Annotated in this window: 14 protein-coding genes and 1 riboswitch; of the genes, 7 read left to right on the plus strand and 7 right to left on the minus strand. The window is 72.2% G+C overall.

Translation table 11 applies throughout. From position 1 onward, the window contains the following. Positions 1-3: 3 nt before the first annotated feature. Positions 4-1,422 (minus strand): metallopeptidase TldD-related protein, encoded by a 1,419-nt coding sequence (locus tag AB0368_RS28360; protein WP_366157035.1) that lies wholly within the window; start codon positions 1,420-1,422, stop codon positions 4-6. Beyond that, the gene (locus AB0368_RS28365) at positions 1,419-2,855 is read right to left on the minus strand and encodes a TldD/PmbA family protein (protein ID WP_366157154.1); all 1,437 of its coding nucleotides are present in this window, start codon (positions 2,853-2,855) and stop codon (positions 1,419-1,421) included. The genes AB0368_RS28360 and AB0368_RS28365 overlap by 4 nt, the downstream gene beginning before the upstream one ends. 100 nt (positions 2,856-2,955) lie before the next feature. On the opposite strand from AB0368_RS28365, the gene AB0368_RS28370 reads away from it, so the two are divergent. Further along, positions 2,956-3,414 carry a LysR substrate-binding domain-containing protein gene (locus AB0368_RS28370; RefSeq protein ID WP_366157036.1) on the plus strand — a complete coding sequence of 153 codons (459 nt, stop codon included), beginning with the start codon at positions 2,956-2,958 and terminating at the stop codon, positions 3,412-3,414. On the opposite strand, the gene AB0368_RS28375 is transcribed toward AB0368_RS28370, so the two are convergent. Continuing rightward, positions 3,404-3,922 carry a Uma2 family endonuclease gene (locus tag AB0368_RS28375; RefSeq protein WP_366157037.1) on the minus strand — a complete coding sequence of 173 codons (519 nt, stop codon included), beginning with the start codon at positions 3,920-3,922 and terminating at the stop codon, positions 3,404-3,406. The two genes, AB0368_RS28370 and AB0368_RS28375, sit on opposite strands and share 11 nt — an antisense overlap. After that, on the minus strand, positions 3,919-5,652 hold the full coding sequence (locus AB0368_RS28380) for a prolyl oligopeptidase family serine peptidase (RefSeq protein ID WP_366157038.1): 1,734 nt from the start codon (positions 5,650-5,652) through the stop codon (positions 3,919-3,921). The genes AB0368_RS28375 and AB0368_RS28380 overlap by 4 nt, the downstream gene beginning before the upstream one ends. Positions 5,653-5,739: 87 nt before the next feature. Between AB0368_RS28380 and mshB the strand changes: the two genes are divergently transcribed. The 4 genes from mshB to AB0368_RS28400 are packed head-to-tail and all read left to right on the plus strand — an operon-like array spanning position 5,740 to position 9,242. After that, entirely contained in the window at positions 5,740-6,618 is an 879-nt protein-coding gene (mshB, locus tag AB0368_RS28385) for an N-acetyl-1-D-myo-inositol-2-amino-2-deoxy-alpha-D-glucopyranoside deacetylase (RefSeq protein ID WP_366157039.1), read from the plus strand. Next, entirely contained in the window at positions 6,615-7,055 is a 441-nt protein-coding gene (locus AB0368_RS28390) for a hypothetical protein (protein ID WP_366157040.1), read from the plus strand. The genes mshB and AB0368_RS28390 overlap by 4 nt, the downstream gene beginning before the upstream one ends. Next, the gene (locus AB0368_RS28395; protein ID WP_366157041.1) at positions 7,052-8,758 is read left to right on the plus strand and encodes a VanW family protein; all 1,707 of its coding nucleotides are present in this window, start codon (positions 7,052-7,054) and stop codon (positions 8,756-8,758) included. Before AB0368_RS28390 ends, AB0368_RS28395 begins: the two co-directional genes overlap by 4 nt. Before the next feature lie 19 nt (positions 8,759-8,777). Continuing rightward, positions 8,778-9,242, plus strand: a complete 465-nt coding sequence (locus AB0368_RS28400) for a hypothetical protein (RefSeq protein WP_366157042.1) — start codon at positions 8,778-8,780, stop codon at positions 9,240-9,242. Here AB0368_RS28400 and AB0368_RS28405 read toward each other — a convergent pair. The 3 genes from AB0368_RS28405 to AB0368_RS28415 all read right to left on the minus strand — a co-directional run bounded on the left by AB0368_RS28405 (position 9,214) and on the right by AB0368_RS28415 (position 12,234). After that, complete coding sequence (locus AB0368_RS28405) at positions 9,214-9,612, minus strand: hypothetical protein (protein ID WP_366157043.1); 399 nt, start codon at positions 9,610-9,612, stop codon at positions 9,214-9,216. The genes AB0368_RS28400 and AB0368_RS28405 overlap by 29 nt on opposite strands. Before the next feature lie 30 nt (positions 9,613-9,642). After that, a complete protein-coding gene (locus AB0368_RS28410; RefSeq protein WP_366157044.1) occupies positions 9,643-10,995 on the minus strand; it encodes an L-serine ammonia-lyase in 1,353 nt (450 codons plus the stop codon). A gap of 124 nt (positions 10,996-11,119) precedes the next feature. Further along, a riboswitch (glycine riboswitch) is annotated at positions 11,120-11,214 on the minus strand. 54 nt (positions 11,215-11,268) lie between these two features. Further along, positions 11,269-12,234: a GNAT family N-acetyltransferase gene (locus AB0368_RS28415; RefSeq protein ID WP_366157045.1), complete on the minus strand. Its 966-nt coding sequence runs from the start codon at positions 12,232-12,234 to the stop codon at positions 11,269-11,271. 82 nt (positions 12,235-12,316) lie between these two features. On the opposite strand from AB0368_RS28415, the gene fdxA reads away from it, so the two are divergent. After that, positions 12,317-12,643, plus strand: a complete 327-nt coding sequence (gene fdxA, locus AB0368_RS28420) for a ferredoxin (RefSeq protein ID WP_366157046.1) — start codon at positions 12,317-12,319, stop codon at positions 12,641-12,643. Then, a complete protein-coding gene (dapC, locus tag AB0368_RS28425; protein WP_366157155.1) occupies positions 12,640-13,731 on the plus strand; it encodes a succinyldiaminopimelate transaminase in 1,092 nt (363 codons plus the stop codon). Before fdxA ends, dapC begins: the two co-directional genes overlap by 4 nt. Positions 13,732-13,740 lie beyond the last annotated feature (9 nt).

Here is a 13,740-nt window from a genome sequence, read left to right on the forward strand (position 1 = left end):
AACTCAGCCAGAGGCGTTCCCGGTGATGTTCCAGGACGCCAGGTGCAGGGCCGGCGCCGTGTACCTCACTCCCGACCAGCGGTCCGGCAGTGACACCTCCTCCGCGCCCACGGCCAGCACCGCTCCCGGTCCGAGCGCCTGCGGGTAGGACTGGGTGAAGCGCATGTTGCCCACCGCCGCCGTCACCTCGCCGTCCTCCACCAGCCAGACGCCGTTGCGGGTCAGCCCCGTCACGACGAGGCTTTTCTGGTCGAGCACCCGGGTGTACCAAAGGTCCGTGACGAGGAGCCCCCGCCGCATCCCGGCCACCAAAGCCCGCGCCGACCCTGCGGTCGGCCCATCGCCCCCAGCCGGCCCGCCCGCAGCCGACGCCCCCGGACCCGCCGACGCCCCAGCCAGCCGCAGATTCACGGCGATCGGCCCCCAAGAGCGAGACCCAGCCGAACCATGGCCGGTCGACACCCCACCCGCCTCGGCTGCCGACGTGCGGTCGTGGCTCACCGCCCGCGTCACTCCGTCCGACACGAGCACCAGGTTCCCCCGCGGCGTGCCCTCGGCGTCGAACGGCAACGTCGCGCCCAGCGGCTCGTCGACGATCGTGATGCGCTCGTCGAACTGCTGCGCTCCCAGCTCGGCGAACGACTGGTGCTGCGCGAACGCCTTGCCGTTGAAGCCGAAGCCGGCCAGGTTGTCGAGCAGGTCGGCCACCGCGGTCGGCTCCAGGACGACTTCGTAGCGGCCCGGCGGCAGCTCGATCGGCCGGCCCCCGGCACGCGCCTTGGCGGCAGCGCGTGCGCCGAGCGACGCCCCGTCGAGGTCGGTCAGGCGGGCGGCGGCGCGGCGGGCCACGCCGTCGGCGCCGTCGAGGCGGGCGATGCCGTCCATCGCCGCCTCCGCCGACCGGCCCTGCACCGCCTGACCGAGCGTGTTGGCAAACCCGCCGGACGCGTACGTGGTGCGGCAGAAGCCGGCCGTCTCGAGCCCGCCCGCGGCCTGCACGAAGTCGCGTACCCGGGCGGCGCGTTCCTGCGGGCCCGCGGTAGCAGTCGCCTCGTCGAAGTCAGAGTCGAAGTCGGCGTCGGCGGACAGCGGGGTGGGCGCGGTGAGGCCGGGCCAGGTCGAGTCCGGCGGCGACAGCCGGGCCGCGGCGACGGTGCGCTCGACCAGCGCCTGCAGGCCCCCCGCGTCCGTCACCGTGGTGGAGCCTCCGGCCGTACGCCCGTCCACATGCAGCCGCAGCCGCACCGTCGTGGTGGCGTCGGCGACGTTCTGGTGGATCGCCGAGTTGGCGAACCGGGTCAGCGCCTCGGCGGAGTGCGCGGCGACGACCTCGGCTTCGGCGTGCGGGCCGGCGAGCCGGCGGGTCAGGTCGACGACCCGTGCGGCCAGGTCCAGCTCGGCACCGACGGAACGTTCGCTCATCCCCGGACCCCCACCCGTACGTTGGTGAACCGCGCCGGTGCCGCGGGGTGCCCGGTGTGGCCGATCTGGCCGGGCTGGCCCTTGCCACAGTTGGGTGTGCCCCACGCGACGGTCTCGGACGACAGCATGTCCATCGACTGCCAGAACTTGGGCCCGATACCCGTGTACGTGGGGTTGCGCAGCATGCGGCCGCGCTTACCGTTCTTGATCTCGTACCCGATCTCGCAGCCGAATTGGAAGTTGAGCCGGCGGTCATCGATCGACCAGGACCGGTTGATGTCCATGAGGACGCCGTCGTCGGTGGCCGCGATGATCTCGTCGAGCGTGTGCGGGCCGGGTTCGAGGCCGACGTTGGTCATGCGGACCATCGGCATCCGGGCCCAGCCGTCGGAGCGGACGCTGCCGGCGTAGTCGAGGCCGGCCATCGCCGCGGAGTCGCGGCCGGCGAGCACGCCGACCCAGATGCCGTTGCGGACGGCGTCGCGTTTGGCCGCCGGGGAACCCTCGTCGTCGTAGCCGAAGCTGCCCAGCGCGCCCGGGATCGTCGGGTCGATGGTGATGTTCATCAGCTCCGAGCCGTAGCGCAGGCTGCCGAGCTGCTCGAGGTCGAGCCAGGACGTGCCGGCGAACGCGGCCTCCCAGCCCAGGATCCGGTCGAGCTCGATGGCGTGCCCGACGGACTCGTGGATCTGCAGGGCGAGCTGCTCGCCGCCCAGGATCAGCGTGGTCTCACCGGACGGGCACAGCGGCGCGGTGAGCAGCGCACGGGCCTCGTCGGCCATCCGGGCCGCGTTGTCGACCAGCGCCAGCTCGTCGACGAGCTCCCAGCCGCGGGTGCCGTACTGCCCGCGGTGTGATGGCCATGAGCGGCGCTGGATCTCGCCGTCACCGTATGCGCTGGCGGTGATGCCGGCGCCGCACTCCCGGATGTGCTGGTCGATGCGGTGCCCGTCGCTGGAGGCGAACCACTTGCGGGTGTCCCAGATCTGGTAGATGCCCTCGGCCAGGTCGGCGCCGGCGTCGCGCGCGGCGGCCGTCGCCGCGACCAGCAGGTCGCCCTTGGTGGACAGCGGCACGGAGAGCGGGTCGATCTCGCACGGGCTGGACCAGCTCGCCGTCCCGCCGCCGGCCGGCACCAGGTCGATCTTCGGCCCGGGCACCAGGGCGCTGGCGGCGGCGATCTCGGCGGCCCGGCGGCCGGCTGCCCGGGCCGCGGCGTCGGACAGATCCGGTACGGCGTAGAAGCCCCAGCTGGACCCGACCAGGGCCCGCACCCCGATGCCCGCGCTCTCGTCCGAGCTGAGGTCCTCGACCTCTCCGTCGCGGGCGCTCATGGTCTCGGTGCGGCGGAGCATGACGCGGGCGTCGGCATATCGGGCGCCCGCGTCGAGGGCGGCCTGGACCGCGGCCCCCGCCTCGTCGAAGTGATCCACGCTCATGCCGAAACCCTAGACGAGCGGGGGTGCGGCCGCGGCTCACCTGTGGACAGCCGGCGCGAGCACCTCCTCGCACCACTGGCGGAAGCTGGTGGGGGTGCTCGACTCGGGGGTACGGGGCGCGCCCCGCCTGCTCGCGGTCGCGGCCGATGACCCGCTGGCCGCCCGGTCGTCGCTACAGCTGGCCGACCTGACCGGCCGGACCCTGCCCGACGGCTCGCCCGCCGACCGGCAACCCCCGCCGTTCCGGCCCGTACCCCCCGATGAGCCGCGTCTGGACCTGGCGCAGCTTTTCAACCTCGTCGAGCTGGGCACCGTGGTGTGGTTCCTGCCCGCGTCCGCCGCCCGCCGCCACCCACGCCCCGGCGTCGCTTACCGCCCCGTCACCGACCTGGAACCGAGCACGCTGGCGGTCGCGTGGCCCCAGGACTCGCACTCCCCGGCGGTGGCTGCCTTCGTCCGCGCCGCCTTGACCGTCGCCGCGAAGAGCCGGCCGATCACCCCGGCGGAAGCAACTCCTCCGGCGAAGCCTGCTCAGCGGACGGTCAGAGGTTGAGGCCGGTTACTCGGACGAGCTGCATCACCGACTGTTCGACGTAGCCCTGCGCCGTCAGCATGTTGCTGTGCAGCAGCCCTCGGTCCGGTTCCGCCACCAGGTAACAGGGGATGCGCGCCTGGGCGTACGCGTGCATCTTGAGGGTCCAGTCCACCGTCGCGCTCGCCGCGGAGGTGATCTCGCAGACCAGGCGGACCGAGCCCGCCTCCACCAGCGGGACGTCCGGGTCGATGGCGCCCGTGATGATCAGGTCCGGGACGGCGATGCGGCCCGGGCCGAGGCGGACCGGTATGCCGGTGACCACGTTCAGGTCGGTGCGGCCGGCGCGCAGCGCGTTGGCCAGCGAGTTCAGGATCATCTGGTGGCGGGGGGTGTCTCGGGGGCAGGTCAGGACGTTGCCGTCCCAGAGTTCCGAGATCGCCGAGGTCTCGCCGAGCTGGAGGTAGTCGACCTCGGTCGTCGGCAGGGCTTCCATGGGCAGGCTGCGGCCGATCAGGGCTGACGTCATGCACACTCCCGGGTCAGGAACTGCAGTTCTTCGGACAGGCCCCCGGTGGGGCAGACCAGCAGCGGTGCCGTTCCCGATGGCTCCGCCGCATGGTGGTCGTAGATCTCGGCGTTGTCGGTTCTGTTGCCGAGGTAGCGCTCGGCGTACGGGGGTGGCAGTGCGGTCCAGTCGGTGACCGGGTCGATCGCGATGCCGCAGCGGAAGACGTCCGGGCGGCGCTGGACGCCGAGGATCGCCAGCCAGCCGCCGAGGCCGGTGCCGCGTACGGCGACGCGGCCCAGGTCGAGGTCGGGGTGTTTGCCGGTGAGCGCGTGCAGGGCGTCGATGTGGTCGGTGAGGGTCACGTCGGCGAGGCGGCGGTGGACCACCTTCTCGAAGCTGGGCGTGACTCCGGGCGTACCCCTGGTGTCGATGCTGACCACGACGAAGCCGGCGTCGGCCCACCATTGCCGTTCCTGCCACCGGGCCGGGTCGAGGACGACCTGCTGGTGGCCGGGGCCGGAGCCGAGTTCGATCAGGACCGGCAGGCGGGTGCCGGTGACGTGGCCGCCCGGGTAGAGCACGCCCGTGGAGAGGCGGCGGTCGGTGACGCGTTCGAGGGCCGGCTGCGGCGCGTACGGCAGCGGCAGCGCGTCCGACGGCAGCGGCACGACGGCCGCTCCCCGCCGCACGGTGTCGTCGACGACCATGACGTCGCCGCCGACGCGGGCGTGGTGCCAGCCCGGTTCGTCGGTGAGGCGGCGGGATTTCGCGCCGCCTCCGCCGAGTGCCGTACGCACCGCGAACACGTGCTGCTCGGCGGGCTCGCCCTCGGTGCCCTCGACGATCAGTTCCTGGGTGCCGGCGAGTACCCCGACGACCCGGCGTACGTACAGCTCGGGCGGGGTGAGCAGGCTGCCGTCGGCGAACAGGCACCGGGCGTCGAACCCGTCGTGGGCGAGTTCGCCGCCGACCAGGACGCGGCCGTCGGGCAGCAGTAGCGGGGTGCCGCGGACGGGTTCCACCCAGCGGGCGTCGGCCAGCTCGGCGTGGACCTGGGTCTCGCCCGTACGCGGGTCGACCGACAGCACCAGCCCGTGCTGCTGGCTGCGGCGCAGCACCGTGATCAGGGGGTTGCCGGCGCCCCAGCGGACGTCGACCAGGTACGGGTACGTCTCCCGGTCCCAGTGCACGTCGACCCACCCGCCGTGCAGGTCGAGCAGGTGCAGGCTGACCGTGCCGGCGCTGCGGACGGCCAGGATGCGGCTGCCGTCGGGGGACCACCACCAGCCCCGGGTACGCCCGAAGTCGGCCGCGGCGGGCTCGGCGACACCCCATGACACGCCGCTGCCGGGCTCCCCGGCGAGCAGCTGGTCCACGCCGTCCTCGCCGATCACCCGCAGCGTGGCGTCCGGCGTGGTGTACGCGACGGCGCCCCCGGTCGGATCGGGGCGGGGGTCCACCACCGGGGCCGTGGCGATCCGTTCGACGCCCGAGCAGTGCAGCCGGCCGTCGCGGGCCCAGGCCAGCACGGACAGGTCGGCCGAGCCGGCGTACGCGTCGATCGGCCCGTCGGCGATCCTGGTCACCGCCCCGGACGCGACGGTGAGGACCCACAGCGCCGCCGCGGGGTCGTACGGCCCCACGGAGCGCAGGAAAGCCACCCGGGCACCGTCACCGCCGACCGTCACGGCGTGGGGGGCGCCGAAGCGGAACCGGCCGGTGCGGTCGGCGAGTTCGGGATACTCCACGCCGACCAGCATCGCTGATCGGACACCACCCGCGGGGGCCAAACAGCAGACGAAGCGGCGGGACAGGGCGCGCGTAAAGTGGCGCGGGTGACCGACACCCTGCCCGAACGCCGCCTCATGCTGGTGCATGCCCACCCGGACGACGAGGTCACCGGCACCGGCGCGACCATGGCCCGCTACGTCACCGAGGGCGCCCACGTGACGCTGGTGACGTGCACGCTGGGCGAGGAGGGCGAGATCCACGTGCCGGAGCTGGCGCAGCTCGAGGCGCGCCAGGCGGACCAGCTCGGCGGCTGGCGCATCGGCGAGCTGCGGCGCGCCTGTGCCGCGCTCGGCGTCACCGACCAGCGCTTCCTGGGCGGCGCGGGACGCTACCGCGACTCCGGGATGATGGGTCTGGAGACCAACAACCATCCCCGGGCCTTCTGGCAGGCCGACCTCGACGAGGCCGCGGCGCACTGCCTGGAGATCCTGCGGGAGGTACGCCCCCAGGTGCTCATCACGTACGACGACAACGGCTTCTACGGCCATCCGGACCACATCCAGGCGCACCGGGTCGCGATGCGGGCCGCGGAGCTCGCCGAGGCCGAGGGGTTCGGGCCCGAGAAGATCTACTGGACCGCCATGCCCCGCAGCGTGCTCGAGGGCGGCATGGAGGCGTTCAAGGCGCTGGACGACAACCCGTTCGCCGAGGTGGAGAACGTCGACGACCTGCCGTTCGGCCACCCCGACGACGAGATCGCCGCCCGCATCGACGGCACCGACTTCTACGAGCAGAAGGTCGCCGCGATGCGCGCGCACGCCACCCAGATCCCCGACAATTCCTGGCTGTACGGCATCGCCGGCGACTTCGGCGGCGAGTTCATGGGCGTCGAGTACTTCACGCTCGCCAAGGGTGAGCGCGGCGAGGTGACCGGCCCGCACAAGTGGGAGAGCGACCTGTTCAGCAACGTGGCGGGGCGATGACGCTGGAGGCACCGGCGTCCGCGCCGCCCACCGAGGAGCCGCAGCCGCCGCGGGCCGGCCTCGAGCGCGTGATCAGGACCGCGGGCGTGGTGATCTCGCTGCTCGCGACGGTTGTCTCCGCGCTGCTCGAGCTCTTCCTGACGCCGTTGCGCATCGGCGGTACGCCGATCGGCGTGGCGATCCTGGTCGCCGCGGTCGCCAACTATGCGATCTCGTGGTTCGCCGTCACGACGGTGGGGCGGCGCTGGGCTCTGGCTCCGCCCTGGGGCCTGTGGACCGCGTTCATGTTCTTCGCCGCCGGCGGCCGCACCACCGAGGGGGACTACCTGGTCAGCGGCAAGGACTGGGTGGCCCTGGTGATGATCCTGGTCGGGAGCCTGACGTTCGCGGTCTACACGTACCGGGCGATTCTGAGGCCGGCGGTGACCCAGCCGTGACCGCTGTCTCCGAAGCGCCGGCCGCCGTCGACGCCGGGGAGTCCCGGTCGGTCAACCGCGGGCGGATCGTCGTCGTGGGTACGGTCGCCGCAGCGCTGATCGCCGCGGCCGGGGTGGCGGCCTGGGCGTACGGCGGTGACGTCCCCCGGGGCACCCGGGTCCTCGGCGTCGACCTGGGCGGCCTGTCCCGCACCGAGGCGGAGCGCAGGCTCACCGAGACCCTCGGCCCGCGCACCGGCGACCCCGTCGCGGTCGACCTGGACGGTCAGGCCCTGCGGGTCGAGGCCGCCGACATCGCGTTGAAGCTGAACGTCGACCTCACCGTGGGCCGGGCCATCAAGGGCGACCTGTCGTTGCTCGGCGAGCGCAGCGTCGCGCCGGTGATCGAGCTCGATCAGGAGAAACTCGAGACGGTCCTGCGCAAGCAGCTCGACCCTAAGGTCACGCTCAAGAAGCCCGGCATCGCGTGGGCGGGGCTCACCCCGAAGCCCACCTATCCGGCGACGGGCCGCGGCCTCGACCCGGCTGCCGCCGCGAGGGAGGTCCGCAAGGCCTGGCTGACCGGCGGCACGGCCCGGGTCCCGCTGGTGGAGCGGCCGCCGGCGACGAGCCGCGAGCAGGTCGACGCCATGGTGCGGGACCTGGCGGTGCCGGCCGTGGCGGCGCCGGTGACCGTACGGGTCGCCGGCAAGTCGTTCACCCTCTCGCCGGCGGCGATCGCCGCGGGGCTGGTCTTCCGATCGGACGACGACGGCCTGCTCACCCCGGCGATCGACGGCAAGCGGCTGCACGCGGCCGCGGCCAAGGAGTTCGCCAAGGTCGAGAAGGAGCCGGCGGACGCGCGCATCGTGCTGGTCAAGGGCAAGCCGACGGTCGTGGCCGGCACCCCCGGCGACATGGTCGACCTGACCGCGCTCGGCACCGCCCTGCTGGCCGTGCTGCCCGCCGCGGCACCCCGTGCGGTCGACGCCGTCCCGACCGAGCAGCAGCCGGCCGTCGCCGAGGCCGAGATCGCCGGGCTCGGCATCAAGGAGAAGGTCTCCACCTTCACCACCTACTTCACCGGCGGCGCGAGCTCGCCGCGCAGCCAGAACATCATGACGATCGCCCGGGCCGTGGACGGCGCGGTGGTCCGGCCGGGCGAGACCTTCTCCCTCAACGGGCACACCGGCGAGCGCGACTACGCGGCCGGCTACCAGGACGCTCCGGTGATCGTCGGCGGCAAGCTGGAGCCCGGGGTCGGTGGCGGCGCATCGCAGTTCACGACGACGCTGTTCAACGCGGCCTACTACGCGGGGCTCGAGGACGTGGAGCACAAGCCGCACTCGTTCTACTTCTCGCGCTATCCGGCCGTGATCGAGTCGACGATCTTCTACCCGACGCTCGATCTCAAGTTCAGGAACACCACGCCGTGGGGCATCTTCATCGACACCTCGTACACGAGCAGGTCGGTGACGGTCTCGATGTGGAGCACCAAGGTCTATGACAGCGTCAAGACGGTACGCAGCCCCCGCCGCAACCTCACCTCCCCGCCGACGGTCCACCGCGAGCCCGGCCCGAAGTGCATAACCAGCAGCGGACTCCCAGGTTTCACACAGGATGCGTGGCGCGTCATCCGCAAGGATGGCAAAGAGGTCGAGCGCAAGAAGTTCACTTGGCGCTACGATCCCGAGCCACGATTCGTCTGCGGCGAGGAGCCGTGAGTCCGTCCGGGAGGGCGTCATGAAGCAGCGTTGGGTGTCGATCGCGGTGCTGGCCGCGGCGCTGTTCGCGATCAACGTGGTGGCGCGCCTGGTGACGCGCTTCGCCTTCCCCGACAACGATTCCGCGGAGAACAAGGTATCGATCGTCATGTTCGCGGTGGTCGGCCTGGTGCTCGCGGTGGTCGCCTACCGGTGGGCCCAGCGGGTCCGGCTCGGCACCTGGCTGCCCGAGCTGGCCGCGGCGGCGGCCGGCGCGATGCTGCTCACCATCCTGGTCGGCCCGTTCGTGAGCGGCGACTACCCGTTCTCCGGCGGCGCGGGCAACTTCTTCTCCCAGGTCTGGCTGTACGGCGGCTTCGCGATCGTCGGCACCCTCCTCGGCTACTGGGTCGCCACGGCGCTCGGGCGCGACTACCGTTCGAAGTCGCTCAAGGCGTTCACCATCGCGAAGACGACTAAGCCCCGCCGGATCGTGCGCCGCTGACCGCCCACCGCTCCCACTCGCTCGGTGCGCTCGCGGTGACCCTGTCGCGCCGGTATTGCGCGGTGGATCGCGCGACGGCCATCGCCTTGGCCACCTCTCCGTAGGTGCCGCCGACCGTGGCGTGGGCCCGGATCAGGGCGTCGCGGATGCCGTCGAGGCGGCCGCCGAGGTGCCGTTCGGCCGTGGCGAGCATGTGCGCCCACGTCTTGCGGTCGAACTCGTCGGTGTCGCCGGTGCGCAGATAGCTCAGGGCGGTCAGGGTGGTGGCGAACCAGGTGAGCAGCTCGCCGAACTCCTCGCCCAGGGCCGCGGCCTCTTCGCTGGTGGGAACGATGGTGGCCGACCCGTCGCCGGCGAAGGTGACATCCATGCCGCCCAGTGTACGACTATCCGTACAGTCCTAGCACTCGACCACGGTCACGGCGAGGCCGCCGAGCGAGGTCTCCTTGTACTTCGTCGACATGTCGCGGCCGGTGTCACGCATCGTGCGGATCGCGGTGTCGAGGCTGACCCGATGCGTACCGTCGCCGTTGCCGGCCAGCCGAGCCGCGTTGATCGCCTTCACGCTAGCGATCGCGTTGCGCTCGATGCACGGCACCTGTACCAGCCCGCCGACCGGGTCGCAGGTCAGGCCGAGGTTGTGCTCCAGCGCGATCTCCGCGGCGTTCTCCGCCTGCTCCGGCGTACCCCCGAGCACCTCGCAGAGCGCGCCCGCCGCCATGGCGGCGGCCGACCCGACCTCGCCCTGGCAGCCGACCTCCGCGCCCGAGATGGAGGCGTTGCCCTTGATGAGTACGCCGATAGCCGCCGCCGTGAGCAGGAAGCGGACCACGCCCTCGTCGTCGGCGCCGGGAACGAACCGGGTGTAGTAGTGCAGCACCGCCGGGATGATCCCGGCCGCACCGTTGGTGGGGGCGGTGACGACCCGCCCGCCCGCGGCGTTCTCCTCGTTCACCGCCAGCGCGTAGAGGTTGACCCAGTCGATGACGTGCAACGGGTCGGTGTCCGAGTGGGCGATCAGGTCACGCCACAGCGCCGGGGCGCGGCGGCGTACGCGCAGACCACCCGGGAGGATCCCCTCGGCGTGCAGCCCGCGCTCGACGCACCCCTGCATGACGTCCCAGATGTGCAGCAGCCCGTCCCGTACGTCCGCGGCCGGTCGCGAGGCCCGCTCGTTGGCGAGCATGACCGCGGAGATCGGCAGGCCCTCCCGGCGGCAGATCTCCAGCAGCTCCGCACCGGAGGCGAACGGGAACGGCACCGCCGTCGCGTCGTCCCGATCGGCGACGACGCCGTCCTCCACCACGAAACCGCCGCCGACGGAATAGAAGGTGCGCTCGGCGACCAGCTCGCCGTCCGCGCCGAAGGCCCGCAACCGCATGCCGTTGGGGTGGAACGGCAGGCTCTCCCGGCGGTTCAGCACCAGGTCGGCGTCGGCGTCGAAGGCGATCGGATGCTTGCCGGCCAGCAGCAGGCGCCCCTCGGCGCGCATGGCGGCGACCCGTTCCCCGACCCGCGTGGTGTCGACCGTCTCCGGGTCCTCGCCGCAGAGGCCGAGCATGACGGCAGTGTCCGAGCCGTGGCCCCGACCCGTGGCGCCCAGGGAGCCGAACAGCTCTGCGCGTACCCGGGAAATCAGGGTCGGGTCGGCCAGGCCGGCGGCGAAGAGCTTGGCGGCCCGCATCGGGCCGACGGTGTGTGACGACGACGGGCCGATGCCGATCGAATAGAGGTCGAACGCGCTGATCGCCACGGAAAAGGCTCCCTGTGCTCGGGGCGGCCTCCCCGCTCTGTCATGGGACCTGAGAGCTTCACCGTCGTGACGACGGTTTGCACCGTGGGTGCGGGACATCGGTGTCCCGGCTTTCCAGAGTCGCCTGACCGGAGCGGTATCTGTGCCTGAGAGATTCCCGGGGAGGAGTTGCTCCTTCGGCGCCCCGGGCGCGGCCGGGAGCTCTCCCGCAGCGGTTCATGCGGCGCGATCTTCGTTTGTCCTGCTTACGGTAGTTACGCCCGCGACCCGGCGTCAACCCACGGGCGCCTCGCGGGTCAGGTACGTGTGGTGGGTCGCAAAGCCCATTTTCTGGTACAGCGTCACCGCCGGGGTGTTGCGCTCCTCCACTTGGAGGTAGGCCCGCGCCGACCCGTGCTGCACCGCCCAGTGCGCCACCGCCCGCAGAACATGCGCGGCCAGGCCCTGCCGCCGTGCTGCCGGAGCGGTCTGCAACAGCGAAACGCCCAACCACCGGTCGGGCCCGCTCACTGCGCCCCGGGCCACCGCGAGCAGCTCACCGTCGGCGTCGCGAACATGAGCGAAAACCGCATCCGGTACGCCGGTGAGAATCCGGATGGCCGTCCGGGGCAGCGTGCCCTTGTGCTCGGCGACCATCGCGTACCAGCCGTCGGTGGGGGAGTCGGCGAGCTCGACCGTCGGCAGGTCGGCGCGCGCCGGCAGGACCTCAAGCAGCGCCGCCACCCGCGCGGTCTGCACGAGTGTGAGGGGCCGGGCCGTCCAGCCGCGCTCGTCCAGCGCCGCGTTGACCGGGGCGGCGAGCGGCATCGGTGTGTTGATCAACGGCTGCTGGCCGCGGGCCGCGTACCACTGTTCGACCGCGTCGATCGCCTCCTCGAGGGTGCGATCCGGGTCGCCGACCGCCAGGGCCGAGTTGGCGCGCCCGGTCCAGTTGTCGGCCGCGCGCAGGATCCAGGAGCCCAGCCGGGCCTGCACCGGCGCCGGCCACCCGTCGTTGGCCGCCAGCTCGAGGGCCACCACGTCGGCGGCCGGCGGGCGGCGTGCCGGGGGCACCCTTTTCGCCCGGTGGACGTCCTTCAGGGGAACCCGGAGCGTGCCCTTGGCGGTGGCGAGAGTGAGATCCGTCTCCGTCAGTTCCACGAGCTCGCCGAGCGCGTCCGTGAAAAGTGGGCGATCCTGGGAAACACCGACAATCCGGCGAACCACCACCCGGTGTCCCACATCCTGCCGTCGGAGCACACCCCACCTCCTGTGGGCGAGATACTAGGCTCTGCGCGTACCGTCGCGCTCCGAAGCGGCGTGACTCTGGAAGGGAAAGACCGTGACATACATCATCGCTGAGCCCTGCGTCGATGTGCTCGACAAGGCGTGCATCGAGGAGTGCCCGGTCGACTGCATCTATGAGGGCAACCGGATGCTCTACATCCACCCCGATGAGTGCGTCGACTGCGGGGCCTGCGAACCGGTCTGCCCGGTCGAGGCGATCTTCTACGAAGACGACGTCCCGGAGCAGTGGAAGGACTACACGAACGCCAACTACGAGTTCTTCGAGGACCTCGGCTCGCCCGGCGGCGCGTCGAAGGTCGGCAAGATCGAGAAGGACACGGCGTTCGTGGCGGCCCAGCCGCCGCGCGGGGATGCGCACTGACCGTGGTCTCGGCATCGCTGCCTGACTTCCCCTGGGACCTGCTCGAACCGGCCAAGTCGGTCGCGGCCGCGCACCCGGACGGCATCGTCGACCTCTCGGTCGGCACGCCGGTCGACCCGGTGGCGGCGCCGATCCGGGCCGCCCTGACCGCCGCATCCGACGCGCCGGGCTATCCGCTGACCGCGGGAAGCCCGGCGCTGCGTGCGGCGATCTCGGCCTGGCTGTCTCGAGCCTGCGGCGCCTCCGGTACGCCGGGAGTGCTGCCGACGATCGGCTCCAAGGAACTCGTGGCGTGGCTGCCCACACTGCTCGGCATCGGCCCCGGTGACGTCGTCGTCATCCCGCAGGTGTGCTACCCGACGTACGAGGTCGGGGTGAAGCTGGCCGGTGCCGAGGTGGTCCGCAGCGACTCCCTGACCGCGATCGGCCCCCGGCGGGTGAAGCTGATCTGGATCAATTCGCCGTCCAACCCGACCGGCAACGTGCTGCCGGCGGCCCACCTGCGCAAAGTGGTCGACTGGGCCCGGGAACGCGGCGTGGTCGTGGCCAGCGACGAGTGCTACCTCACACTCGGCTGGGACGACACCCCGGTGTCGGTGTTGTCCGACGAGGTCTGCGCCGGCGACTACACCGGCGTGCTCGCCGTGCACTCGCTGTCCAAGCGCTCCAACCTCGCGGGCTACCGGGCGGGCTTCGTCGGCGGCGACCCGGCCCTGGTGGCCGAGCTGCTGGCGGTCCGCAAGCACGCCGGAATGATCGTCCCCGCTCCGGTCCAGGCGGCGATGATCGCCGCGCTCGAGGACGAGTCCCATGTGGCCGACCAGCGCACCCGATACGAGGCCCGCCGCACCGCGTTGCGTACGGCCCTGACCGGGGCGGGCTTCACGATCGAGCACTCGGGCGCCGGCCTCTACCTCTGGTCCACCCGCGGCGAGGACTGCTGGAAGACCGTCGACTGGCTCGCCGAACGCGGCATCCTCGCGGCGCCCGGCGCGTTCTACGGGCCGGCCGCCGGGCAGTACGTGCGGATCGCGCTGACGGCCACCGATGAGCGGGTCGCGGCCGCGGTCGCCCGGCTCGCCGCCTGAAGGTGCCGG

It is taken from the genome of Actinoplanes sp. NPDC051475 (assembly GCF_040689425.1).
GTDB lineage: Bacteria > Actinomycetota > Actinomycetes > Mycobacteriales > Micromonosporaceae > Actinoplanes.

What these genes read in the sequence shown, in the direction of transcription:
- AB0368_RS28360 (WP_366157035.1), bottom strand. Translation starts at nt 1,422, where the DNA reads ATGAGCGAACGTTCCGTCGGTGCCGAGCTGGACCTGGCCGCACGGGTC.
- AB0368_RS28375 (WP_366157037.1), bottom strand. Translation starts at nt 3,922, where the DNA reads ATGACGTCAGCCCTGATCGGCCGCAGCCTGCCCATGGAAGCCCTGCCG.
- AB0368_RS28390 (WP_366157040.1), top strand. Translation starts at nt 6,615, where the DNA reads ATGACGCTGGAGGCACCGGCGTCCGCGCCGCCCACCGAGGAGCCGCAG.
- AB0368_RS28400 (WP_366157042.1), top strand. Translation starts at nt 8,778, where the DNA reads ATGAAGCAGCGTTGGGTGTCGATCGCGGTGCTGGCCGCGGCGCTGTTC.
- AB0368_RS28405 (WP_366157043.1), bottom strand. Translation starts at nt 9,612, where the DNA reads ATGGATGTCACCTTCGCCGGCGACGGGTCGGCCACCATCGTTCCCACC.